Source organism: Sulfurospirillum sp. E15m, from assembly GCF_059415145.1.
Genome location: NZ_JCAHZS010000008.1, coordinates 38601 through 62804, shown reverse-complemented (window position 1 = coordinate 62804; position 24204 = coordinate 38601). Strand labels below are relative to the sequence as shown.

General features: G+C 35.4%; 23 protein-coding genes. 7 read left to right on the top strand and 16 right to left on the bottom strand.

Translation table 11 applies throughout. From position 1 onward, the window contains the following. Nucleotides 1–198: 198 nt before the first annotated feature. From AC5SLP_RS11080 to AC5SLP_RS11035, 10 genes are all read right to left on the bottom strand, one after another. On the bottom strand, nucleotides 199–1623 hold the full coding sequence (locus AC5SLP_RS11080) for a glycosyltransferase family 9 protein (protein ID WP_495255215.1): 1425 nt from the start codon (nucleotides 1621–1623) through the stop codon (nucleotides 199–201). A gap of 6 nt (nucleotides 1624–1629) precedes the next feature. After that, nucleotides 1630–2601 carry a hypothetical protein gene (locus AC5SLP_RS11075; protein ID WP_495255214.1) on the bottom strand — a complete coding sequence of 324 codons (972 nt, stop codon included), beginning with the start codon at nucleotides 2599–2601 and terminating at the stop codon, nucleotides 1630–1632. Nucleotides 2602–2603: 2 nt separating this feature from the next. Then, entirely contained in the window at nucleotides 2604–3257 is a 654-nt protein-coding gene (locus AC5SLP_RS11070; protein ID WP_495255213.1) for a nucleotidyltransferase family protein, read from the bottom strand. Then, nucleotides 3254–3472, bottom strand: coding sequence for a hypothetical protein (locus AC5SLP_RS11065; RefSeq protein WP_495255212.1), 219 nt, complete (start codon nucleotides 3470–3472; stop codon nucleotides 3254–3256). Before AC5SLP_RS11065 ends, AC5SLP_RS11070 begins: the two co-directional genes overlap by 4 nt. Beyond that, nucleotides 3465–4304 carry a methyltransferase domain-containing protein gene (locus tag AC5SLP_RS11060; protein ID WP_495255211.1) on the bottom strand — a complete coding sequence of 280 codons (840 nt, stop codon included), beginning with the start codon at nucleotides 4302–4304 and terminating at the stop codon, nucleotides 3465–3467. The genes AC5SLP_RS11065 and AC5SLP_RS11060 overlap by 8 nt, the downstream gene beginning before the upstream one ends. A gap of 8 nt (nucleotides 4305–4312) precedes the next feature. Beyond that, on the bottom strand, nucleotides 4313–5809 hold the full coding sequence (locus AC5SLP_RS11055; protein WP_495255210.1) for a hypothetical protein: 1497 nt from the start codon (nucleotides 5807–5809) through the stop codon (nucleotides 4313–4315). Beyond that, nucleotides 5790–6686 carry a glycosyltransferase family 2 protein gene (locus AC5SLP_RS11050; protein WP_495255209.1) on the bottom strand — a complete coding sequence of 299 codons (897 nt, stop codon included), beginning with the start codon at nucleotides 6684–6686 and terminating at the stop codon, nucleotides 5790–5792. Before AC5SLP_RS11050 ends, AC5SLP_RS11055 begins: the two co-directional genes overlap by 20 nt. Then, nucleotides 6683–7348: a methyltransferase domain-containing protein gene (locus AC5SLP_RS11045; RefSeq protein WP_495255208.1), complete on the bottom strand. Its 666-nt coding sequence runs from the start codon at nucleotides 7346–7348 to the stop codon at nucleotides 6683–6685. The genes AC5SLP_RS11050 and AC5SLP_RS11045 overlap by 4 nt, the downstream gene beginning before the upstream one ends. A gap of 122 nt (nucleotides 7349–7470) precedes the next feature. After that, on the bottom strand, nucleotides 7471–10239 hold the full coding sequence (locus AC5SLP_RS11040; RefSeq protein WP_495255207.1) for a motility associated factor glycosyltransferase family protein: 2769 nt from the start codon (nucleotides 10237–10239) through the stop codon (nucleotides 7471–7473). Nucleotides 10240–10426: 187 nt separating this feature from the next. After that, nucleotides 10427–11896 carry a flagellin B gene (locus AC5SLP_RS11035; RefSeq protein WP_495255206.1) on the bottom strand — a complete coding sequence of 490 codons (1470 nt, stop codon included), beginning with the start codon at nucleotides 11894–11896 and terminating at the stop codon, nucleotides 10427–10429. Between the two features lie 158 nt (nucleotides 11897–12054). Here AC5SLP_RS11035 and topA point away from each other — a divergent pair, with 158 nt between their 5' ends. The 3 genes from topA (at nucleotide 12055) to AC5SLP_RS11020 (ending at nucleotide 16497) form a co-directional block, all read left to right on the top strand. Beyond that, nucleotides 12055–14130: a type I DNA topoisomerase gene (gene topA, locus AC5SLP_RS11030; RefSeq protein ID WP_495255315.1), complete on the top strand. Its 2076-nt coding sequence runs from the start codon at nucleotides 12055–12057 to the stop codon at nucleotides 14128–14130. A gap of 99 nt (nucleotides 14131–14229) precedes the next feature. Continuing rightward, complete coding sequence (locus tag AC5SLP_RS11025) at nucleotides 14230–15075, top strand: biotin synthase (RefSeq protein ID WP_495255205.1); 846 nt, start codon at nucleotides 14230–14232, stop codon at nucleotides 15073–15075. 141 nt (nucleotides 15076–15216) lie between these two features. Further along, a complete protein-coding gene (locus AC5SLP_RS11020) occupies nucleotides 15217–16497 on the top strand; it encodes a citrate synthase (protein WP_495255204.1) in 1281 nt (426 codons plus the stop codon). A 45-nt stretch (nucleotides 16498–16542) separates the two neighbouring features. Here AC5SLP_RS11020 and AC5SLP_RS11015 read toward each other — a convergent pair whose 3' ends face one another. Genes AC5SLP_RS11015 through recA form a run of 4 tightly spaced genes read right to left on the bottom strand, consistent with a single transcriptional unit; the run spans nucleotide 16543 to nucleotide 19838 of the window. Beyond that, nucleotides 16543–17247 carry an AMIN domain-containing protein gene (locus AC5SLP_RS11015; RefSeq protein WP_495255203.1) on the bottom strand — a complete coding sequence of 235 codons (705 nt, stop codon included), beginning with the start codon at nucleotides 17245–17247 and terminating at the stop codon, nucleotides 16543–16545. 13 nt (nucleotides 17248–17260) lie between these two features. Further along, complete coding sequence (locus tag AC5SLP_RS11010; protein WP_495255202.1) at nucleotides 17261–17536, bottom strand: septum formation initiator; 276 nt, start codon at nucleotides 17534–17536, stop codon at nucleotides 17261–17263. Continuing rightward, complete coding sequence (gene eno / locus AC5SLP_RS11005) at nucleotides 17533–18804, bottom strand: phosphopyruvate hydratase (protein WP_495255201.1); 1272 nt, start codon at nucleotides 18802–18804, stop codon at nucleotides 17533–17535. Before eno ends, AC5SLP_RS11010 begins: the two co-directional genes overlap by 4 nt. Continuing rightward, nucleotides 18801–19838: a recombinase RecA gene (gene recA, locus AC5SLP_RS11000; protein WP_495255314.1), complete on the bottom strand. Its 1038-nt coding sequence runs from the start codon at nucleotides 19836–19838 to the stop codon at nucleotides 18801–18803. The genes eno and recA overlap by 4 nt, the downstream gene beginning before the upstream one ends. A gap of 156 nt (nucleotides 19839–19994) precedes the next feature. On the opposite strand from recA, the gene AC5SLP_RS10995 reads away from it, so the two are divergent. From AC5SLP_RS10995 to AC5SLP_RS10980, 4 genes are read left to right on the top strand one after another with little or no spacing between them, the layout of a single operon-like run. Continuing rightward, the gene (locus AC5SLP_RS10995) at nucleotides 19995–20858 is read left to right on the top strand and encodes a menaquinone biosynthesis family protein (RefSeq protein WP_495255200.1); all 864 of its coding nucleotides are present in this window, start codon (nucleotides 19995–19997) and stop codon (nucleotides 20856–20858) included. A 12-nt stretch (nucleotides 20859–20870) separates the two neighbouring features. Continuing rightward, nucleotides 20871–21137 carry a flagellar biosynthesis protein FliQ gene (fliQ, locus tag AC5SLP_RS10990; RefSeq protein WP_495255199.1) on the top strand — a complete coding sequence of 89 codons (267 nt, stop codon included), beginning with the start codon at nucleotides 20871–20873 and terminating at the stop codon, nucleotides 21135–21137. Then, on the top strand, nucleotides 21137–21910 hold the full coding sequence (locus AC5SLP_RS10985; RefSeq protein ID WP_495255198.1) for a UDP-N-acetylmuramate dehydrogenase: 774 nt from the start codon (nucleotides 21137–21139) through the stop codon (nucleotides 21908–21910). The genes fliQ and AC5SLP_RS10985 overlap by 1 nt, the downstream gene beginning before the upstream one ends. A gap of 23 nt (nucleotides 21911–21933) precedes the next feature. Next, nucleotides 21934–22452 (top strand): P-loop nucleotide/nucleoside kinase family protein, encoded by a 519-nt coding sequence (locus tag AC5SLP_RS10980; RefSeq protein WP_495255197.1) that lies wholly within the window; start codon nucleotides 21934–21936, stop codon nucleotides 22450–22452. On the opposite strand, the gene tsaD is transcribed toward AC5SLP_RS10980, so the two are convergent. Beyond that, nucleotides 22449–23450: a tRNA (adenosine(37)-N6)-threonylcarbamoyltransferase complex transferase subunit TsaD gene (gene tsaD, locus AC5SLP_RS10975; protein WP_495255196.1), complete on the bottom strand. Its 1002-nt coding sequence runs from the start codon at nucleotides 23448–23450 to the stop codon at nucleotides 22449–22451. The genes AC5SLP_RS10980 and tsaD overlap by 4 nt on opposite strands. Continuing rightward, nucleotides 23451–24197: a M15 family metallopeptidase gene (locus AC5SLP_RS10970; RefSeq protein ID WP_495255195.1), complete on the bottom strand. Its 747-nt coding sequence runs from the start codon at nucleotides 24195–24197 to the stop codon at nucleotides 23451–23453. Between the last annotated feature and the right edge of the window lie 7 nt (nucleotides 24198–24204).

The following is a 24204-nucleotide window of genomic DNA, read 5'->3' as shown; positions in this document are numbered from 1 at the left end:
ATTAAAATTACTACTCAATCACTATTTGTCTTCCGAAGATTTATCATATTATGTTGTTTATATCATTGCATCATATATATACACTTAGCTTTTGTATCAACTACTGTACTTCAAATTCATTTACTTAATTTATATTCTATTTTTCCAAAGAATAAACATAAGTAACACAAAAACTTTTTAATATTTTGTTAGATAATATTATAAAGATATTCTTACAATTTTTTCTTTATTTACATGTAAATCTTCTACTAAATACTTGATAATTTCCGTTTCACGACCCAAAACACTAATAATAATTTTAGAATATTGCATATTTGGTAGGTTCTTAGGGCTATAAACTTTGCCTTTAATAATTTTTTTAGATATTAAATTACTTTTTCTATCAACAAATCCAATTATTTTTTCTGGTATTAAAGCTTGTATAATTTTACCTGTTACACCATATCCATAAATAAGAATATCAACATTTAAATTAATAATTTGTCCATATAAAAGATTCAATTGTTGTGAAAAGCGTAAAGATAAATTCTCTGTAATTAATTCTGAATTAAAATTATCATACACATTTTCATTATGATTTACTATTATATTTTTTGGGACAAGATTTAGTAGCTCACTAGTATTAATCAAATTGATATCTAAATCAGAATTTTTGTAATACTGTGCACAAAAATTACCAAAACTTGCTTGATATTCAAAAGGGAATATACATTGAACATACTGTTCATATTCTTTAGGATAAGGTACAAATCTTCCAAAGTGATTGCCATTAGAAAGAATGAAAGTCTGTTTTTTTAATGCAATGGACATATGAGCTAATCCGGTATCATTTGATACTATAAATTTTGATTTTTTCAAGATACTTAACATATCGATAAGAGAAGTTTTGCCCACTAAATTGATATACTGCTTACCAAAAAAATTTTCAAAATAAACTGTATCGGCAAGCTCATTATTATGCCCGCAAAGAACCACGCTATAGCCAAGCGAGTGAAGATGTTTCGCCGTTTCTATGTAGTTGTCTAAACTCCATTTTCTTTTTTTATGACCTGCCCCAATAACAAAAACTACATAATTATCGAAAGGCGGTTCAATAAACTCTTTCAAAATAATTTCGGTTCTGCCACTGTCAAGAATTTTTCCAAGCAATTGTTCACAAAAAAGTTTATTTCTATAAAATTCAAAAAGATATATGTCATTTAATGCAATTAGCTTCGTGTAAAACTTATCAGATATAGACTTTTGTTCTAGCGAAATATTATTTAGATCACCATCATACGCAATTTTATTTTCTGCACTAATACAATTAATCAAACAATCAACAAGAAAATTTCTTGAATATGTAGGCTGAATGATGGTATCAAAGCTATATCTATTCAAATTAACTTCTAAGGAATATTTATACCATAAATCCTTTCTATACTTCTCAGTATCAAACGAAATGAACTCTTGAATATACTTGCTATCTAAATGTCTGGCAAGTTCTATCCATGAAAAATGACATAGCATATAGATTTCAAAGCTATGATACAAAGTACTTTCTGCAATAGGCTTGATAAAGTTTCTAAAAAGTATGTAATCGCCAATCCCATCAACTTTAACAATTAATAATTTCTTTTTCATAGTATTTTAAGAAATATCCAAAATAGATATCACAAGGCAGTCTACATACTTTTCCAAAAGCTCATTTCTAATTGAAACTAGAGCATTCGCATTAAGAACACTCACTAAAAAACAATAGTTTACACATGGATATGAACGCTCACAAAATGTATTAAATGATAAAATAGAATTATCGTCATATTTATGATTATCAATTATATAATCTATCCTCTCAGTATACTTTGCATGTAAAGCCTTACCTAGCTGCCCGTATCCATACAATACTAATCGGGCTTTTGGCAGATTCTCTACTTTTTTACATAATTCAGTATAATAAGAATGCTTATTGATTTTATAAATATGCGCATCTCCAGTAAAATAAAATCTTAAAATTTTTATTTTGTATTCCATCCCATATAAATAAGCTAAAATTGAAGCTCTATGCTGTCCATCTCGAATGATATTGGCATCATCAAATAAAATTATATATTGATCCAAATAGGGATACCCATTTATTTTAATAGATTCTAATAGATTTTTTAGCCTTATTTTATTATCCATATTATAATAGTTAAATTGGCTATAGTCTAAAAAGTCACTTGTCTCATTATTCAAATACTTAAATGCATTTGTTTCATTCACTGATATTAACTCTGATATTTTAAACTCAGTACTATCTCCCACGTACTTAATTGCTTGGAGTTCTTTTAAAGAGACTTCATCCACTTCTATCCTGCGTAAATTAAGTAAAAATGATGAGCACTCACTTAAAAAATGTTCATCAAACATCTCTAGTGGGTATCCTTTTAAAATATTTAAAGCGTGTAAAGACTCTCTTATAGTTTGTGAAAAACTTAAAAAAGATCTAATAGAAAAATCTAATCTAATATTATCAACATGTAGATGAATTGATTCTCCAATATTATCTTCAATGACAAATCTTTTAATTTTTTGTCCTTGATGATTTTCTGCAAGTATTTTAATGCCTGGATTACTCATAGTTAGTATTCCTTAAACTTAAAATAATTTTCTAAGATATCAGCATATTTTTTTTCCAAAATATATGCTAACAGATATGGAGCAAATTTGAAAAAAATCATTGAAAGTTTTTTTATCATATAATCCATATTAATATATTGTTGCAGCTCCTCAATACGTTTAATATAGCCTCTTTGAAACTCTTTTTTGTCAAATATTGATCTTGCAATCAAGCATATAAATTCATCTTCATAACTTAAAGTCCAATATCCAAAACTGTTATCATACTGCTCAAATCTTTTATTTTTCCAAGCTGACTCTTGAATCTCTTGATCCAAAGGAATCCATTGCCCAGCATCACAGCTTCTAACTGCTATTTGATAATTTAGATCAAATATGATGTCATTCTTCACATTATGCAAAAATACAAATTTATCAACTCCATATAAAAAAACATTATGTTCTAACGGATGAACAATTTTTTCATATCCATGCTGTGAAAAAAAATTTATCAACTTGCTCTCTTCTTGTTTATGTGTTAATATATCAATATCTTTCCCAACTTGAAGTCGATATGGGACTTCCTGATTGATGTTTCGCAAAAGGATATATTCAATATTACTCTCATTTAATAATGAAAATATATCTATTAGTTCTTTTGCTTCTACAAAACTCATGAGTGGATATCTTTCAGGTTTTTCAGGTTTTTCTCGGCTAGCAAAATAGTCAAAGCGTATTGAATATAATCTTTTTTATCTATTTCAAATCTCAATCCATTAGTTTGAATATGAATCTGCTCATCCTGTGTACTCACAACTGGGTGGTTAAGCTCTATTTCAAACTCACTATTGTGTATATATCCTTTGGCTAAAATTTTTATTTTTTCACCCACAACTTATCCTTTTCTTGAGTTGTAATGCTCGTGTTGGATTGTTCAAAGTAGATCCAAAATTTTTACTCATATCTGGTATACTTTGTCCATCTATTGTACACTCTATAATGGAACATTCAAATCCCATTTGTTGCGCTGGTTTTAAGATTCTAGACATTAAAGATTCATTACTATAAAATCGTGCAAAATGCCCATCATCATCAGCTCCAGGGATCGAGGCAGATTGATCAAAAACATACTTTGCAGATTGATCAAATAAACTATCATTTTTTATATTCCAACATTCAATATAATCATCCATTAAAAATAGAGGAATAATCACTACCACGCCATTTGCTTTCAAAATTCTATAGCACTCTTTAACAAAATCTATATCTTTATTATCTTGAAAATGTTCAAAAGCATGATGGCAAGCTATTTTACTAACAGATTCATTCCCAAGGTGAATGGCTGAAATATCCCCTCCTACAATATAAATTGTTGAATCTAGCTTAACAATACCTTGATAAATATGGTCTGTCAAAAATAAATTTTTAACATTTCTTGTAAGTTTTACAGCCTCTAAATATTTCGATTTTCCTCCAGCAGCATCTAAGACAATATCACTAGCTTGTATATCAAGAAGATATGCTGAAAAAAAGAACTCTAACCCTTTTTTATGAATAAATTCACCAACAAGAAACTCTTTTAAATCTGCTTTAATAAGCCATTGCACAACTTCTGACTGAGCAACATCAACAATTTTTTTTTGCGTACAGTCTATTTCTTCAAAGGTTATTGGCTTTGTTGCATTATCAATAATAATATTATAGTTTTCATTTCTCACAATCACTTTACCTCCTAAGGAAAATTAATATGTTGAATATCAAATTGCTTTTTCAATTCATTATAATTTTCATACGCTATTAGTTCTTTAGCTACCTTATTGTTATTCATGAATAGACAAGACTTACACACTTGTCTAGGGTCAAAATAGGCTTTAACTGGTTTTGTAAATAAATCAGAAACATTATTATTTGTTACAGTCCCCCATTTTTCAGCATTAAAACGTCTTTCTGACACATTAATCTCTGCATTATTTTCTTCAGCTAAAACTGTTATAGAGTCACAGGTATAACAATAAGACACTTTTTTGTCATCATGTCCAGTTGTATCCCAAAATACATTATATATTTGTAAAAAACATTGCCCCTCTTCCCAAAGTGAATAAGCTTCTTCTTTTGTGCCGTGATATTTCAATTGATGAAATATCTTGCTCCTAGGGTTGCCCTCTTCATCAATTAGCCCCAATTTGAATAGTCTATTTGAAAGCTCTTGATGCGCTATCAATTGACTATTTCTCGTAAGATTACAATCTGTCAAGATTCTACAGTAATCAGCATTCCAAACATTTATAGCTTTTTCTATTCTACTGAGTATATCATCCGTTGTCCAAGATCCATATACATACGATAAACCAAAAGTTATTTTGCTATCATCAACAATATCTTCTGGAATATATTGCTGATTAAACTGATTATTTATATAGTGAGGAGAAGCATCTTCTGGAGTGATAGATAATCGAATCCACGTAAAATTTTTATACACCTTGGGATCAATGTTCCTAGGAAATCCATTGGTTATTAGTCCTAATTCAATATCTAATGTAGCTAGCCATTCCACAAATTCTGCGAAATGTGGCCACAAATTCGGTTGTCCTCCTCCAGACAAAATCAATCCTCTTAAACGTATGTCTGTACCTGTACTCTGCTTATAAAGTTCATTATACTTACCAAAATACTCTCTATTATATTGAGCCTGGCCAAAATATAATTTTTCAACAAAATCTTTTGCTTCTTGCAAAGATATTGAATCTTTATTATTTCTAGCGATTGTAGAACAATAAGGACAATGAGAAGAACAAACCTGATGCAATGTCAATGTCGCACGAATAATCGAACCAAAACCTGTTTCTTTATATTTTTTAAAAATTGGCCAATGATAGAATAGTTTTTCTCCTCGAGAAGTAAATGACTTTTCTTTTAATGTCAATTTATGCCTTATATCACTAACATCCAATATCTGAAGCTCACCATCTAAAAGATTAAACCCTTCGGTCTCACCTTTTTTCATGATATTATCTATAAGTAAATCCGCTATATTTAATGATATTCTTTCTGACTTTACCTCTGCTCCAAAATCACTAATTTTATTATATGTAGTATGCCTTGCATTATGTCCAGAGCCAAGAAGACTTTTTATATAAATAACATATACGCTACTATTCTCTTCTTTTTCTTCTATTAATGTAATTACATATCTATCATTTTGTGCAGATTTAATAATTTTTTTTGACATTTTTATTCCAATATCTATTTTTGTATTGTATATATTTTTTTAAAAAAACTTTTGAATATTGTGCCATAAGCCTACTTTTCCAAAATATACTACCTAACCACCTTACATTACATAATATCATATCGCCATGTAATCCTTTTTCTCCAAACGTAAATGCAATACCAGGATCCAAAACCATAAAGCTTCTTGGGTGATACTGATTTACTTTAAAACACATATAGCTAAGCCAAGCATCTTCTTGCACAGGGAATTTTTTTAACTCATCCAAATAAAATATGATTTTCTTCAAATATTCTTTTTTAAAAATTATAGAGCCAACACTGTTTGCTATAAAGCGGATATTTGTTCCAGATATTTTTATACTTTTTTCTGCATCTGGCATTTCCACATAACATTCTTTACCAAAAGGCGCACGACCACGAGTATGAGGAAATCGCGGATCACACCCCGTTATACATCTTTCTCTAAAAATTGCCGACCTTTGCTCACCAAACTGCCCTTCATGCAACATTGCACTTAATGCGACAGAATCTTTTGACGCATTAAATGCTTCAAATACGTAATCACTCCAATTTTTTGTAAGTAGCATATCTGATTCACATAAAAATACTATTTGAGTATCACAATTTGACAAATAATTCAATGCGTTGATTAAATTATTTTGATATCCCATATTCTTTTCATTTTTAAAAATTTTTATTTGGGGATATTTTGCACAATATTGTTCAATGAAAATAAATTGTTCAGGATCACTACCATCATCAAAAATAGCTAATTGAATATGGTTTTTGTCATTTAAAATACTTTTGATGGATTGAACCACCGTTTTTGACCTATTGTATGTTAAAAGGGCTACAGTAATATGATTTTTTATCATTTAGGGTTTCTCATTCGATCCAATATGAAAAAACCATTCCCATATTTGTATTTTCCTGTCCAGTTGTCTTTAATTCCATTTACTTGGTACTGAAAATCAATCACGTTCCATCCATGTTTTTCAAATTTTTCATACCACCATTGTTTGGTTTGGATTTGTATATGAGACGGGTCGCTGTGATACTCTGGAACCACAAATATACCTGGTTCTATTGCTAACGGAATAATATGAAACATTTTTTCAATACGATCATGAGACTCAATGAGAAGCGATTCTATGTTATCCTCTTCCATATGTTCTAAAACATCCTTAGTCATCAGCCAATTGTACTTTTTATTATTAAATATATTATTCTGTTTAATTAAATGACAATACTCTCTGACATCAGCATCTACATGGCTAATAGCATACTCAGAGATATCACATCCAAATGCATCTATATCAAGAATCCTTAAAGCTTTTACAATATAACCTTTGGCACATCCGTAATCTAAGACACGCTCTCCATCTTTTAACTTTAAATACTTTAGAATATTATAAGCCAGTTTAATCGTCATTTCCGGCATCCAACGATAATTTATGTAGCAAGATTTTCCACTGCATATTCCGTCTTCAAAGTAATTAGCATCGTAAAACTGCTGTACATCTAAACTAGATTTCATTTCAACTCCCTCCTTTTTTTATCTGAAGGTACAAAATATGCCTCATTATTCCCAAAAGATATTTTCAATCATCATTATTCGGTTTATATTCAAATTTTTAGAATCTTGTATATAAATTTCTATCATCTTTTCGTAAGTAGTTTATTTCTATAAAATCGCAATCTTTTATATTCCTTACAATCTAAAGCCACTTTAATATTATCGAATGCAAAAAAATTATATGCATTGCCAGAAAGTTCAATCTTATAATTACACTCTTCCAATTCATCAAAAAGGCTTTGATAGTTGAGTAATATAAAACTATGATTATATTGCTGAATTATTTTTTTATCAATTAGCATAAATAGTCTATTTGTTTTATATGCTTCCTGATCATCAAATTCACTCAATGTCATACCTTTTTGTATGTCTAAATAAGAATATGTGGTAAAGATATAAGGATAATATTTTTGCAAATATGAAGCAATGGTTAGCTCTAGAGATGGCTTGTTCCAGATAAATATTTCTATATAACAAGCTATCTCCTTAATATCTTTGATTAAATATACTTCAATATTCTTGATTGAATTTTTACATATTTGTTTTATCTCTTCTTTTGGTTTAGTATTAAAGTAGAAAGCTTTAAACTCTACATTAGGAAATCTTTTCATCAACTCTCTAATATATTCTACGAAATCTTTATCTTCTAAATTCTCTTCCGTTGCCAAGAAACCAATTGTATTCGGACAATATAAATCACGTATTTTTTCTTCATCGATTGGCTCTTCCAAACTTGCCACAAATCGTAATTCATTGTATTGTTTATCGTCTCGACCAATGACACAAACAAACATTTCTGGTAGTACATTTCCAATTAGAGCATCTTTAAACACCAATGCTTTACCTAAATATGCATCAGGGGCATCATACAGTATTCCCCTCATATCTACATCAAAAACACGCCCATTTTGCGCTTTCATTGTTTTACATGTAATGGTATCAATCTTTTGATCGCCTAGCATGACGTCAATGGTGTCTATCGTATAAATGAGCGATCTTGCTTTGGCATAAGAAATTGTTTTATTGATGGCATCCATGCAGCCAGCCAAAGAAAAAAGCCATCCTTTATAAGCGAGTAGAAGATTTTTATATTTCGTTTTTTTAGAAATATCATCAGGTGCATACATAACTTCCATCGGTGCGATGGTTATTTCTTGTGCTAGTACCATTGTTTGCGCAATATGCCATATAACTTTATCAAATATTTCATCTTTAAAGCTTTCTCTAAAGAGAGCAATTTTTTGAAAAAGCGCTTCAAAATCCTTGGTGGATTTATTTTGCTCAAAATCAGGAACATCACACAGTGTTGCCACTTCTAAGAATAGTGCTTCTGTCTTTTGTTGTTGCACGTTAATGTACTGTTCAATCTCTTCAATTTTGCCCATACTCTGTTGCAAGATATATTTTTGTTGGGAAGCATCTAACGCATGCAGTCTAATAGGTTTTTTAGACTTCACTTTTTTTACATGTAAAGAGATCGCTTTTGCAAAAGGAAGCTCTTGTGCGCCAAAGATTTGCGCTCCTCCTTCTGTTGCATTGATGGTAAGCATTCTGTCTTTTGCCTCTTCGATATCTTTTTCAAAAAATCCTCGAAACATATTCCAAACAGCGGTTGTTTTGACTCGACCTTGACCACCGTATGCCGTTGTCCAACCATCAAGATCACTTTGCTTGACATCGTCTTCCCCAAAGACATGTCCTGAGGCATGGCTTTTTCCATCATTGCCATAGGCTAAATCTTGCCCGATTAAAATACATATTTTAAATTGGCTATGATAAATAAGTTCATACGCCATATTAGCAGCACTCATGCCAATGCCAATATACCCCCACTCTTTGGGTCCTGTAAGTCGCATATACCCTAAAGGTCGGATACTCATAACCTTTTGTCCGCCTTGAACGCTGTTAATGACATCCACATGCTGCAAAGAACTTAAAACCGTAATAATGTCCTGCATCTTCTCTTGAGGGACAGCTTGAAAAAAACGAGCTGTAAGCGATACACGCTCAATAGAAGTCACGACATCAGGTTTAATTCCATTTTTAATCAATATTGGTAAACTAGCATCAACCGCAAAAACAGTGACATAAGGAGCCACTTTTTTTAATAATTCTAATTGTTTTCCTAGAGAAGGTCCCGTTGATACTAGTACCGCAACATCCGTTGTTTTAGCTTTGGCAAACAAATCATACAAAGGTGGTGTTGTAGGAATAAACGTTGTGTTGGTCACATGATGTTTTAAACCGATTAAGGCATCTTTTGTGTCATTGCCTGCTAACACAATCGTATGATGAATTGCTTCAATAAAACAATGATTGGTATGATCAATACTTGCTAAAAAAGTCTCATAATAGGGACTCATAACATGCAAATCATACAACCTTACGTAACGTTGAGTCGTTGTTTCTCTAAAAAGTGCCGCAATTGTTGGGAAGTTTACTTGTCCATCTCCCAATAGAATTAAACGCTTCTGGACAAGCTCTTCTGTAAAATCTATCAGGTGAAAAACAACGTAAAGGATAAGTGGGTCAGGCTCAATAACAACGATTCTTTGATGATGAGGATTACTCAATAAATCTTTCAACAATATCCCATTACCAAGACCGAAAAAATAGAGGTAAGGATACTCTTGAAATTTTACAAACGAGGCTTTTTGTTCTGCGATGAATTCTTGGGGTCTAGAATCATAAAGAGGTTGGAACGTTTGATTATGAATCAGATTTAAACTAGCTAGATTACCTTCATCCATAAACACTGCATAGCACAGTTCAGTATGTCCTTTTGCGACCAAAGAAGCGAGTGAGGGATTGATATTTTCTAAAACAGTGATATTTTTTTCATATAAATCCATACAAACCCTTTATGCGTTTTCTTCCATGCTTTAAAGCAATTTTTATACCTTATTGATTTTGATACGTAGATAAAAAAAGGGCTGATGAGTCTCCTCATCAGCCCTCACAAAAACATTCTCGTAGCGTACGCTACTTGATTAAACTATTGAAGTAGTTTAAGAACGTTTTCTAGGAAACAACCTCAAATTATTGTAATAATTTGAGAACGTTTTGTTGTACTGAGTTTGCTTGACTTAATGCATAACTTCCTGATTGCGCAAGGATGTTGTTTTTAGAGAAAGTCGCTGACTCTTGAGCAAAATCAACGTCACGGATTTGAGATTCCGCAGAAGTGACGTTTACTTGTGTTACAGAGATATTGTTGATTGTTGATGTCAATTGGTTTTGCACAGAACCAATGTTCGCACGAATACTATCCAATGTCTCTTGTGCACTTTGAGCAATTTTAATCATTGCTTGAGCACCTGCATACGTTGTAACACCCGCACCGATATCTTCTCCAGCGCCAACAACATTATCATTTTTAAATGCACCCATTGCTTCAGCGATAGAAGAACTAATAGTACCCATCATATCTCTAAGACCAACGCTTTTTTCATTTGCAGATGTATTAAAGATATCCGTCTCACCAGTCCCGACAGTGTAACTAATATCAGCAGCGCCCGATTTTGTCAATGTTAAACGACCAGTATAAGTATTATCGGCAATATTACCTTGACCAGATAAACCAGAAACTTCAATACCACGTCCATCACTTGATGTAAGCTCTAATTGACCTTTAGAGTCAATACTTGCCGTAACACCTGTTGTAGAGGAGTATTGATTGATCGCATTAACCAAAACACCATTGCTATCATTTTTCTTAACATCAAGAGAAGATGCAATGGTAACACCATTGATCGTTAAGTTACTGATTGTACCAGAAGCAACAGCCGCTGTACCCGTTTGAGTTAAGCTCCAGCTCGCACTAACACCTGTAGCATCAGTATTTTTGTTGATTTCAGCTGCTAATGCGCCTACACCTGTACCAGCACTGGTACTAATGATAACAGAAGCAATCGTAACATCAGCACCTGTTGCTGCTGAGAATGTCATGGTCACAGTGCCTGTTGAAGTTCCCATTTCACCTGTCTCAAAACGTGTTTGACCAATTTTATCAGAACTTGTAGCACCGATACTCATGGTTACAGTTTGGTTTGAATACGCACCAATTTGGAATTGAGAGTTGGTAAATGTACCAGAAAGAAGGCTTTTACCGTTGTAAGATGTTGTACTAGCGATGTTGTCAAGCTCATCCATCAATTTAGAAATGTCTGATTGAAGCGCTTTACGTGAACTTGTACTTTGTCCATCTTGTGCAGCTTGTGTCGCTTTCGTTTTGATAGTGTCAAGAATTTTAATCTGTTCATCCATCGCACCATCTGCAATTTGAGAGATGGAAACACCATCGTTCGCATTTGAGATAGCTTGTGAAAGAGAGTTAGCTTGTGAACGAAGAGAGTCAGCAATTGACATACCTGATGCATCATCAGCCGCAGAGTTGATTCTCAAACCAGAAGAGAGCTTAGAAAGTGAGCTACTCAAAGCGTTGTTAGTCTTAGTAAGACTTGTTTGTGCAGATAACGCTGCAACGTTAGTGTTAATACGGAAACTCATGATAAATCCTTTTATCTTTTTGTATTTCTCAGGCTTCCTTGCCTTTGATGAAAACAAAATCGGACACTCAAAAAAAAACTTTAGTTTTATACGTTATTTTTAAAAAGATTTTTTTTTAGATAGAATACACAAAAATGTTTACATGTAAAATGGAAAAAATTGTGAAAAACCTCATTATTGTCGAATCACCAACCAAAGCGAAAACGATTAAAAATTTTCTAGGTAAAAACTACACTGTTATTGCATCAAAGGGTCATATCCGCGATCTTCCTAAAAGTAGTTTTGGCATCAAGATTGAAAATCAAGCGTTCATTCCAGAATATCGGATACCAAAAGATCATGCTAGCGTGGTCAAAGAAATTAAAGACTTAGCCAAGAGTGCTGATCAAGTCTATATCGCAACCGATGAGGATCGCGAAGGTGAAGCCATAGGTTTTCACATTGCCACAGCTATCGGCAAAGACCCAAAATCGCTTCCGCGTATTGTTTTTCATGAAATTACGAAAAATGCGATTACCCATGCACTCGAAAATCCGAGAATTTTAGATGAAAGTAGTATCAACGCGCAACAAACCAGACGTTTGTTAGACCGCATCGTAGGTTATAAACTTTCGCCACTGCTCTCGTCGAAGATTCAAAAAGGACTCAGCGCAGGGCGTGTTCAATCATCTACACTGAAAATCGTGGTAGACAGGGAGAAAGAGATAAGAGCATTTAAAGAAGAAGAATTTTGGAGTATTGACGCTTTATTCAATCAAAATATCGAAGCACTCCTAGTGGAATTTGATGGCGAAAAAATTGAAAAGATGAGCATTACCAATGCTACTCTTGCCAATGCAATCAAAGAACGGTTGCTTAACGAAACATTTCACGTCGCTCTTTTAGAGAAAAAAGAGCGTGAAAGTTCCCCAAGCCCCGCTTTTATGACATCAACGTTGCAACAAAGCGCTTCTAGTGCACTTGGTTTTTCCCCTAAAAAAACGATGATGCTTGCGCAAACACTCTACGAAGGCGTGCAAACACATCAAGGTGTGCAAGGTGTCATTACCTATATGAGAACTGACTCGTTAAATGTTTCAAAAGAGGCTATTGAGGCGGCACGAGAACAAATTAGCACACACTATGGCAAAGCGTATCTCCCTGAAAAACCTCGCTATTACGCCAATAAAAGTAAAGGGGCACAAGAAGCGCATGAAGCGATTCGCCCAACGATATTAGCGTTTACACCGCAGATTGCCAAAGAGTATCTCAAAGCGGATGAACTCAAACTCTATGCATTAATCTACAATCGCTTCTTAGCGTCTCAAATGAATAATGCACGTTTTGAGTCACAAACGCTTCTTTTTGAAAGTCAAAGCGGCAAATTTAAAGCCAGTGGTCGAAAACTATTATTTGATGGATTTTACAAAGTTTACGGCGATAACGATAAAGACAAATTGCTTCCAGACCTTGCGCTTAAACAAGAAGTGACCTTAAGTAAACTAGATGCCAATCAGCATTTTACCGAGCCACCTTCTCGTTACTCAGAAGCAAGTCTTATTAAAAAACTAGAGAGCCTTGGCATTGGTCGTCCATCAACATATGCGCCAACGATTTCCGTCTTAACAGCACGAGATTATATTACGATTGAAAAGAAACAGCTGATTCCTAGTGAAATAGCGTTTAGTGTAACCGAGCTATTAGAAAAACATTTTCCTCAAATAGTCGATTCATCATTTACCTCCACGATGGAAGAAACACTGGATTTGATTGCTGAAGATAAAGAAAATTGGCAAACAACATTATGGAATTTTTACGAACCATTTGAGAAACAAGTCAGTGAGGGTAAAACCAATATTGAGAGCCAAAAAGTTGTCGTTTTCACAGGTGAAATGTGCCCAGATTGTGGCAAAGAGCTCGTGAGACGTAAAGGTCGTTTTGGTGAGTTTATCGCATGCAGTACTTATCCTACATGTAAATACACACAAAATCTCAAAAAAGTCAGCGAAACAGCTCCCAAAGAAAAAGTAACACTAGCAATTCCGTGCCCTGAATGTGGCGGAGCTATTATTGAGCGAAGTTCACGCAGAGGTAAATTTTACGGTTGTGGCAACTACCCAAAATGCAAATTTATCTCCAATTATGAACCAACGGATAAAAAATGCCCTGAATGTGGTTATATTATGTCAAAGCGTGAACTGCGTAAAAAAGAAATTTTTGAATGCATCAAGTGTAAACACAAAGAGGATGCATAAACACACTTACCTAAACAACCGCCGCACATTTGGCGCTTTTCTTCTTGCGAATTTCAGTTCGCAAGAAGCCATAACTTTACATGTAAGGAATCTTTATTAATGAAAAAATCAATCTTTTTATGTGCTATTAGCAATATATCAAGTGGAAGCTGTGCAGAAGATTGTGGCTTTTGTACACAAAGTGCTCATCACCATGCAAACATTGAGCGTTACAAATACAAACCGATTGAGCAAATTGTTTTTGAAGCACACAACGCCACTAAAAATGGAGCCATTGGCTTTTGCTTAGTCACATCAGGACTTGGGCTGGATGATAAAAAACTCGCATTTGTCTGTGAAGCTGCTCGTGCGGTAAAAGCTGAATTACCGGATATTCATCTGATTGCATGCAATGGTTTAGCAACGATAGAGCAATTACGCGTACTTAAAGATGCGGGCATTAATTCCTATAACCATAATTTAGAAAGCTCAGAAAGTTTTTATAACACGATTTGTACGACCCATTCATGGCAAGAACGTTACCAAACCTGTCTCAATGTACATACGGTAGGATTGTCACTTTGCAGTGGTGGTATTTTTGGCTTAGGCGAGAGCAAGGATGAGCGAACTGCTTTTATACAAAGTGTCAAATCTCTGACTCCCGATACGATGCCTTTAAACTTTTTTATTCAAAATCCTGCCCTTCCGCTTAAAGCAGAACCTCTGAGTGAAAAAGAAGCACTTGATATTATTAAAGAAGTAAGAGCGGCCCTTCCAAACACACGATTAATGGTTGCAGGCGGACGTGAAATTACGTTTACAAGTGCTGATTGTGATATTTTTGAAGCGGGTGCTGACGCTATCGTCATTGGTGATTACTTAACAACAAAAGGTGAACTCCCTGAGCGAGATCGCTCTATGATAACACGCCTTGGCTATGAAATAGCAACATTATGTCATGCGTAGTACTCTTTGTACTACGCAATTCCTAAAACTTTTTAACTAACTTTTATATTATTCCTCTCTCTAATATAATAAGACTTACAATTTATTAAGCGAGCAAAATAAAATTTGATATAATATTTTATTATTTGACAAAGGATGCGTATGAGTAAAGATTCTGTTAGCCTTGTGGACAATCGTACGGGCAAAGAGTATGAATTTCCTATTTTAAAATCTACTTTAGGTCCTGATGTTGTAGATATTTCTACCTTTTATCCTGAAACAGGTATGTTTACACTCGATAGAGGATTTACATCTACGGCCAGTTGTCGTTCTCGTATCACGTATATTGATGGTGACATTGGTAAACTCATGTACAGAGGATATGATATTGCGTACTTAGCAACAAAGAAATCTTTCTTAGATACAGCGTTCTTACTGTTACATAAAGAGTTACCCAATAAAGATGAATACAAAAACTTTTTGTTTGAATTAAAAAAACGCTCTTTTATTCATGAAAGTATGCGTAAACTTTTTGATGCATTCCCCGATAATGCACATCCGATGGCGATTCTCTCAGCCGCAGTTTCTGCACTTTCAACGTTTTATTTTGATCATTTAGATATGGATTCACCAGAAGAAGCCAAAGAGATGGCACACCGAATTATTGCTAAAATTCCTACAATTGCGGCATTTTCATATCGTTATTCTCAGGGTCTTCCAATTATTTATCCTGATTTGGACAAGGGATTTACAGAAAACTTTCTGTATATGATTCGGGGTTATCCTCACCATCATATTGACCTTAAACCGATTGAAGTTAAAGCATTAGATACTATTTTTACATTGCATGCTGACCATGAACAAAATGCTTCGACAACAGCTGTTCGTGTTGTTGCTTCAACCCATGCCCATCCTTATGCTGCTATTTCAGCAGGCATTGGTGCCTTGTGGGGTCGTGCACATGGTGGTGCTAATGAATCGGTTATTCGCCAACTTGAACTTATCGGTAAGGTTGAGAATGTTGATAAATTTATTGCGAAGGCAAAAGATCCAAATGATCCATTTAGATTAATGGGCTTTGGTCATAGGGTGTATAAAAACTTTGACCCAAGAGCAACCATTTTGAAAAATCTTCAAAAGCAACTCGTCACTGAACTTTCATTAGATACTGAACTGATGGCAGTTGCACATCGTATTGAAGAAATTGCCCTTAACGATGAGTACTTTATCAAACGTAAACTCTATCCAAACATTGACTTTTATTCAGGCCTTATCTTGCAAGCACTTAAAATTCCAAAAGAGATGTTTGCAGTTATCTTTGTGATTGGTAGAACACCAGGCTGGATTGCACAATGGCTTGAACTCAAAGAGCAACCCGATATGAAAATCGCACGTCCAAGACAACACTACCTCGGACCATTAGAGCGAACTCCAAAAGCATAAACTCTAAGATTACATGTAAAAGTATTTTTACATGTAATCTCTCTGCTACTTCAATTTAATAATATACCCACCGTTAAATGGCAAGATATCGTAACGATAATGCCCATCCAGTAAAATAGCTATACGATAGAATCCTTCGTGATTGCCAAGTGTTGCAGAAACAAAAGGAGGTGTTGAAAGGTTAAGCGTTTTCGTTCCAAAAGAGCTCTCTTTTTTAAAATCAACAACAACTTTGTAAGGATCGGCAATTAAAAAATCGCGAATTTTACTCTCTTTTGTAAAAATTGAAATTTCGTTTCCATTGGGAAGCAAAGAGATAGTATCCGTAAATTGATACGAATGAGTATTTTCTGTTTGCTTCAGATTGATAGCAGGTTGTTCTTTCTTAACTTCTATATTTTTTTTCATCTCAGAGACAGGGCTCGGAGAGACTGCTACTGGTTTTGATATCACGTTGTTTTCTAATGTTTGATTGGAAAGCAATAAAGGATAATGCCAATCCACATTTTGATCAATAGCAACAATCTCTTCACTAATGGAGCCATCAAGATTTTGAAAGGTTACTGTAGCACTTTTTAAGATACGTGCACTGCTAGGAAGCTTTAGGGTTGTATTGACAAAATTTTCGCGTGTTTCAGGTATTTGAGTTGTTTTACCTACAACGGTAGGAGACATCGTTGTTTCAAAAGGATTTTCTCTCGCTTCTGCAATCATCATGAAAGATAGTATAAGCCAAAGAACCTTTTGCATTTGCTCCCCTTTATTACCGTTTGTCAGGATCTAATTGCCGCAATTCAAAATACTCTTTTTGCAGCACCGCATTCTCATCTTTAAGGTTTTTAATTTTTCCGGTTAAAGTATCTTTGTCGGCTTGAAGATTTAACAAGACATCAAGTGAGCTTTTACCAAATAAAACATCACCGATGTACAATCCAAAGCCAATCACAACAATAACTAATCCTATGATTTTAAGGTAAAAGAGAGCAGAACTTCCGCCCTCTTCTCCTTCTTCTTCAAATTCGTCTAAAACATCACTCATTTAGAAAAGAGTTGTTTCCCTATATATTCGCCAATAACGAGTTCATTGTCAATTTCAAGTAAGCGATTGTATTTTGCGGTTCTCTCGCCACGTGCAGTTGCACCTGTTTTGATTTCGCCAGTGTTAAGGGCAACGGCAAAATCAGCGATAAAAGCATCTTCGCTCTCACCACTTCTATGACTCATAACACATTTATAGTTATTGCGTTGTGCCAAACGAACGGTTTGCATTGTTTCAGTGACCGTACCAATTTGATTTGGCTTAATCAAAATAGCATTACCAATGCCTTTAGCAATACCTTCGCTAAGAATTTTAGTGTTGGTTACAAATAAATCATCACCAACCAACTGAATTTTTGAACCGAGTTTCTCAGTCAGAAGTTTCCAACCATCCCAATCATCTTCACTAAGTCCATCTTCAATAGAAACGATAGGGTATTTATTACAAAGATTTTCATAATAAGCAACCATCTCGGCACTACTAAGGACTCTGTCTTCAGATTCGAGTTTGTATCCACCTTCGCATACAAGTTCACTGCTTGCAATATCAAGAGCGATGGCGATATCAATTCCTGGTTTGTAGCCTGCATTTTCAATAGCTTGCATTACAACTTTAATCGGTTCTTCATTGTCTTTAAGATTTGGAGCAAAACCGCCTTCATCACCCAAAGCCGTGCTTTCACCCATAGAAGCAATCAATTTTTTAAGATGATGATACACTTCTGTCGCTGCACGCAATGCTTCTGGAAAATCTTCAAAATTAAGTGGCATAATCATATACTCTTGAAAATCCACACTATTATTTGCATGACTTCCGCCATTGATAATATTGAACATTGGGGTTGGAAGGGTCATCGCATTGCTGCCACCAAGGTAACGATACAATGGAACGCCAAGGCTTAAAGCAGATGCTCGTGCAACAGCCATAGAAACGCCAAGAACGGCATTTGCGCCTAGTCTTCCATAATTATCCGTGCCATCGAGTGTTTTCATCGCTTGGTCAATTGCCGCTTGATTAAACGGACTTAAACCAATGAGTTCATCTGAAATTTCAGTATTGACATTTTCACATGCTTTTAAAACGCCTTTGCCCATATAGCGTTTATCGGCATCTCTTAACTCTAATGCTTCACGTTTACCGGTACTTGCGCCACTTGGTACAATAGCACTTGCAACGGTTCCATCACTGAGTGTTACTTTAGCTCTAACAGTAGGATTTCCTCTGCTGTCTAAAACTTCATCTGCTGCAATGTCTTCAATATAAATCATTCATCGTCCTTTACATCATCGGCGCCGCATGCCATTACCATCACATTGCCGCCAATGGCTTGTTTTATTTTGTCTTCAATTTCCAAAGCCAATTCTTTGTTCTCTTTTAAAAATGCTTTAACGTTCTCTCGACCCTGCCCGAGTTTGGTTTCGTTATAACTAAACCATGCACCGCTTTTATCAATAATATCGAGTTTAACGCCATAATCGACCATTTCTCCCTCTTTAGAGATACCCTCGCCGAACATAATATCGAACTCGGCTTGACGAAATGGAGGCGCCACTTTATTTTTAATGACTTTTGCTTTTACTCTGTTACCAATCTGCTCTTCACCTTGCTTAAGTGTTGCAATTTTACGAACATCAATACGCACAGAAGCATAAAACTTTAGAGCATTTCCACCGGTTGTTGTTTCAGGTGAGCCATACCCCATCGTACCAATTTTCATACGGATTTGATTGATAAAAATGACTGTTGTATTCATTTTATGAACAACCGCTGTTAGTTTACGAAGTGCTTGACTCATCAGTCTTGCTTGAAGTCCTACGTGCGAATCGCCCATATCCCCTTCAATTTCACTTTTAGGCGTGAGTGCTGCAACCGAGTCAATAACGATAACATCTACCGCTCCGCTGCGTGCAAGTGTTTCAACGATATCCAAAGCTTGCTCACCAAAATCAGGTTGCGAAACCAGTAAGTTTTCAATATCAACACCTAAGTTGCCTGCATATTTAACATCCAAGGCATGCTCGGCATCCACAAATGCACATACGCTACCTTTGGCTTGTGCTTCAGCAATAATTTGAAGAGAAAGTGTCGTTTTACCCGAACTTTCTGGTCCATAAACTTCGATAATACGACCCTGAGGAATACCACCGATTCCAAGTGCTAAATCTAGCCCAATAGAACCTGTGCTAATCGAAGCGATAGGTTCAACGACCTTATCACCCAGTCTTACAAGTGCACCTTTTCCGAACGCTTTATCGATCTGTTTAATCGCCAGTTCTAATGCTTTTTTCTTATTTTCATCGATTTGCATGAATTACCCTTTTGCGTAATGTTATTATTGTATCATTTCGAGCTTGAAAAAGCCCTTTGGAGTGATTGTATAAAATTTTGTTTTCGTACTCTCAAAATATTTCAATATGGAATATGTTAAAATAAACCTAACACTTTTTTAAGGATATTTTTGAAGACAATTACCGTAGCGCATTCACCCGATGCCGATGATATTTTTATGTACTATGCCGTTAAATTTGGCTGGGTTAGTTTAGAAGATTTAAGCTTTGACAATATTGCTCTTGATATCGAAACACTCAACCAAGAAGCGCTTAAAAACACCTATGATATTACCGCTATTAGCTTTGCACTGTATCCAAAAATCCGCAATGACTATGCGCTTTTACGTACGGCTGTCAGCTTTGGCGAAGGGTATGGTCCCAAACTTGTCAAGAAAAAAGAGACCAAGCTCAAGCGCAATTTCAAAGTGGCACTCAGCGGTACCTACACGACCAATGCACTGTTATTTAAGATTGCCTATCCTGAGGCTCGTATCATCTATAAGAATTTTTTAGAAATCGAATCGGCTGTTTTGAGCGGTGAAGTTGATGCAGGGGTTTTGATTCATGAGAGTATTTTAAATTTTAGTGATGAACTGGTTGTCGAGAGGGAAGTCTGGGATATCTGGAAAAGTTTATCTCCCAAAGACCTTCCTTTACCGCTTGGAGGGATGGCATTACGTCGTTCTATGCCGATTTTACGAGCGATTGAATGCGAAGATGCATTGATAAAAGCTGTGGATGTTGCGCATACGCATCAAAATATCCTCTCTAAAATGCTTTTGGAGAGAAACTTAGTTCGCGTAGACCAAACCACACTTAAAACGTACCTTGGATTGTATGCCAATGAAAACTCTATTGAGATGAGTGACCTACAATATGAAGCGATAGATAAGCTCTTTGAGCTCGGATTTAAACATGGATTTTACGATCAACAAATTCGCGCAAAAGAGTTCTTAATTCCCAAAGAATACAAAGAATTACGAAATAGCTAAGAAAGGTATTTTATGGAAGCAAAACTCATCGGTCTTGGTGTTGAAACATTTAAAATTGCGCTTTATCTTTCTATGCCTATGCTCCTTGCTGGAATGATTGCGGGTCTTGCGATTAGCATCTTTCAAGCAACAACGCAAATCAATGAAATGACGCTCAGTTTTGTTCCTAAGATTTTAATCGTCATTGTCGTGGCTATTTTCACGATGCCATGGATGATGAATATGATGATTGAATTTACAACACGTATGATCGATCTTATTCCCACATTTGTATTTTAATGACAAAATCCATCAACTTTTCGACCTACTCAAGCATTAAAATAGGACCCAAAGTTGATGTTTTATTGCTGGATAATCTCACCTCCTTGCCCAAAGAGTATCAGCTCATTGGAGGGGCGAATAATCTTTTAGTGAGTCCTACGCCACCCCCTCTTGCTATGCTCGATAAACGTTTTGATTTTATAGCGATACACGATGATATTTTGCATATTGGAGGTGCAACGCCCAGTGGCAAAATACTCTCCTTTGCTAAAAAAAACAACCTCTCAGGCTTTGAGCTGATGCAAAAACTCCCAGGAACCCTTGGTGGAATGGTAGCGATGAATGCGGGACTCAAAGAGTGGGAAATTTTCAATCATCTCCTTGCAATTCGCACCGAAAAAGGATGGATACCCAAAGAGGCGATAGCGCACGGTTATCGTTTTGCGCATATCGATGGTATCGTTTATGAAGCAACCTTTACATGTAAAAGTGGTTTCGATGAAAATCTACTGGTCATGTTTAAAAAAATGAGAGACAATCAACCCAAAGAACCCAGTGCGGGAAGTTGTTTTAAAAACCCATCGGGAAACTATGCCGGCAAGCTCATCGAAGAGGTAGGCTTTAAAGGTAAACGCGTCGGCAATATGATGTTCAGCAATGTTCACGCCAACTTTTTGGTCAATCTTGGAGGAGGAACGTATGAGGAAGCCATAGAGCTTATTTCTTCGGTTAAAGAAGCCGTATTCAAGCATTGTGATATAAGGCTTGAAGAAGAGATTATTATCTTATAAGTTTTACCTACAAGAGATTACTAATGCAACAACCTATATTGTATATTTTTTCAGGACTTCCAGGTGTGGGTAAAACCACTATCGCAAAAGAATTTGCTCGCATCACACAAGCCACTTATCTTAGAATTGATACAATAGAGCAAGGCATACAAGATTTATGCCATTATAGAGTTCAAGGGGAAGGTTATCGACTAGCCTATCGTATTGCAGGAGATAATCTTGCGCTTGGGCAAAGCGTCATCGCAGATAGTTGCAATCCATGGAAAATGACTAGAGAGGAATGGGAATCCGTTGCCTTATCGCATAACACTTTATTTGTCAATATCGAAATAATGTGTTCAGATCAAGAAGAACATCGTTTTCGTATTGATACAAGAAAAACAGATATAGAAAATCTTCGCCTACCAACATGGCAAGATGTACTCAAACGAGAATATCACCCTTGGGAACAAGAGCATATTATCATTGACACCGCCCATAAATCCTTACACGATTCAAGCAGAGAGTTGGAAAACAAAATTAAAGTTTATTTTGAAAACTAGTAAAAAATATTTTTTGAAGAACTACGTACTTTCAGAGCTTCCAGCGCTGTAAACTTTCCTTTTTCATACATTTCAACACTGCATCTACCTATCATTGCCGCATTATCGGAACAAAATTCCATTTTTGCGGTGTGTAATTTTGCTTTTTTTGTGGCGCAAAAAGCTTCTAGATGTTTACGGAGGTATTGGTTGGCACTTGCACCTCCAACCACGCCAAAGTGCTCTACGTTTCGCTCTTTATACGCTTTTTTAACTTTTTGCATCAAATGCGCCACTGCTACACGCTGAAAGGAAGCACAGACATCGCAAAGGGTCTGCTCATCCAAATTTTCATGGGCTTCAATGCAAAGCCTGACTTGATTTTTCAAACCAGAATAGCTAAAGGCAAGTTTAGAAGAAGAGGTGCCTTGCAGAGGAATTGTAAAGTCAAATCGTTTTTCATCCCCTTTTTTAGCGTAGGCTTCAATAATGGGCCCTGCCGGATAAGGAAGTCCTAACATCTTGCCTACTTTATCAAAACTCTCTCCAAAACTGTCATCCATCGTCGTTGCAAGTAGTTGAATTTCATCTAAATTTTTTACATGTAAAAGCTGTGTGTGACCGCCAGATACCAACAAAACATCCATAGGAAACGTTGTTTCACCTTCAATAAAGAGTGAATAAATATGTCCTTTAAGATGATTGACACCGATAAGCGGAAGAGAGAGTGCCACACTGAGTGCTTTTGCCATGCTCACGCCTTCAACCAAACTCACGGAAAGTCCTGGTTCATTCGTTACAGCAATAGCTTTAAGCTCATGGAAATAAGGCTTGGTCTCTTCAAGAATTTTAGGCAAGGTTATGGCGTGAAGGCGAGCGGCTAATTCAGGAACGACACCGCCATATTGGGCGTGCTCACTATCTTGTGATATTTTTTTATGAAACAGAAGTTTTTTATCGTTTATGCGAGTAATAGCTATCGAGCTATCATCACAGCTACTCTCAATACTTAAAATCATTTAAACAATCTTTACGTGCCATGGCTCGTACCTGACACCATCTCCATTACCAAGGGTATAACGCATAGAGATGTAGGAGAGTTTTTGTAAACTCCAAAACTCCTCAGTACGCGCAAAATTCGCTGTAAAATTCTGATAACCCCACCCTTTTTTGCCGACATCAAAATCCCCAATCGTATGGTACGAATACGCAGGGGGTACCAAAGAGCGTGTCGCGATAGTAATGTTGCCTTTTTCACTCTGAATTTTTTCCAGATGAAGGCCTAGTTGTTTGACAACACTTCTGATTCCTGATGTTAAAATAACCGTTTTCCCAACATCTTTTATGATGCGATTAAAGGATTCTTGCGAATGCCCTTTATAGAGAAAATGCCCTGTACCAGAGATTTTAATCACTTCTTTTTCATTAATCGTGGTAGTGAGTTTATCGACTGTTTTTTTGCCATAAAATCCATAAATAACAGGATCGGTATAAAACACTTCTTCAATAAACGCAAGTTCTGCGGGTGTAAAAGCACCTATTTTAGAGTAATTTTTTGCGATTTTGAGGGTATCATCAAAGGAAATAAGATTAAAATTTGCGTAACCAACGGTATGTTCAACTTGATCGAGTTTTTTTAAAACGGAAGCAAAAACCTCTTTTTGATCTTCTCTTAACCATACATCGCTGTGCTTTAATTCATCTGCAAAAGCAGTGCTACCCAGTAATCCAGCTCCCAGTAATCCTAAAAATTCTCTACGTACCATTTTCGCC

What these genes read in the sequence shown, in the direction of transcription:
- AC5SLP_RS11080 (WP_495255215.1), bottom strand. Translation starts at nt 1,623, where the DNA reads ATGAAAAAGAAATTATTAATTGTTAAAGTTGATGGGATTGGCGATTAC.
- AC5SLP_RS11075 (WP_495255214.1), bottom strand. Translation starts at nt 2,601, where the DNA reads ATGAGTAATCCAGGCATTAAAATACTTGCAGAAAATCATCAAGGACAA.
- AC5SLP_RS11070 (WP_495255213.1), bottom strand. Translation starts at nt 3,257, where the DNA reads ATGAGTTTTGTAGAAGCAAAAGAACTAATAGATATATTTTCATTATTA.
- AC5SLP_RS11055 (WP_495255210.1), bottom strand. Translation starts at nt 5,809, where the DNA reads ATGTCAAAAAAAATTATTAAATCTGCACAAAATGATAGATATGTAATT.
- AC5SLP_RS11050 (WP_495255209.1), bottom strand. Translation starts at nt 6,686, where the DNA reads ATGATAAAAAATCATATTACTGTAGCCCTTTTAACATACAATAGGTCA.
- AC5SLP_RS11045 (WP_495255208.1), bottom strand. Translation starts at nt 7,348, where the DNA reads ATGAAATCTAGTTTAGATGTACAGCAGTTTTACGATGCTAATTACTTT.
- AC5SLP_RS11040 (WP_495255207.1), bottom strand. Translation starts at nt 10,239, where the DNA reads ATGGATTTATATGAAAAAAATATCACTGTTTTAGAAAATATCAATCCC.
- AC5SLP_RS11035 (WP_495255206.1), bottom strand. Translation starts at nt 11,896, where the DNA reads ATGAGTTTCCGTATTAACACTAACGTTGCAGCGTTATCTGCACAAACA.
- AC5SLP_RS11025 (WP_495255205.1), top strand. Translation starts at nt 14,230, where the DNA reads ATGAAAAAATCAATCTTTTTATGTGCTATTAGCAATATATCAAGTGGA.
- AC5SLP_RS11020 (WP_495255204.1), top strand. Translation starts at nt 15,217, where the DNA reads ATGAGTAAAGATTCTGTTAGCCTTGTGGACAATCGTACGGGCAAAGAG.
- AC5SLP_RS11015 (WP_495255203.1), bottom strand. Translation starts at nt 17,247, where the DNA reads ATGCAAAAGGTTCTTTGGCTTATACTATCTTTCATGATGATTGCAGAA.
- AC5SLP_RS11010 (WP_495255202.1), bottom strand. Translation starts at nt 17,536, where the DNA reads ATGAGTGATGTTTTAGACGAATTTGAAGAAGAAGGAGAAGAGGGCGGA.
- eno (WP_495255201.1), bottom strand. Translation starts at nt 18,804, where the DNA reads ATGATTTATATTGAAGACATTGCAGCAGATGAAGTTTTAGACAGCAGA.
- fliQ (WP_495255199.1), top strand. Translation starts at nt 20,871, where the DNA reads ATGGAAGCAAAACTCATCGGTCTTGGTGTTGAAACATTTAAAATTGCG.
- AC5SLP_RS10985 (WP_495255198.1), top strand. Translation starts at nt 21,137, where the DNA reads ATGACAAAATCCATCAACTTTTCGACCTACTCAAGCATTAAAATAGGA.
- AC5SLP_RS10980 (WP_495255197.1), top strand. Translation starts at nt 21,934, where the DNA reads ATGCAACAACCTATATTGTATATTTTTTCAGGACTTCCAGGTGTGGGT.
- tsaD (WP_495255196.1), bottom strand. Translation starts at nt 23,450, where the DNA reads ATGATTTTAAGTATTGAGAGTAGCTGTGATGATAGCTCGATAGCTATT.
- AC5SLP_RS10970 (WP_495255195.1), bottom strand. Translation starts at nt 24,197, where the DNA reads ATGGTACGTAGAGAATTTTTAGGATTACTGGGAGCTGGATTACTGGGT.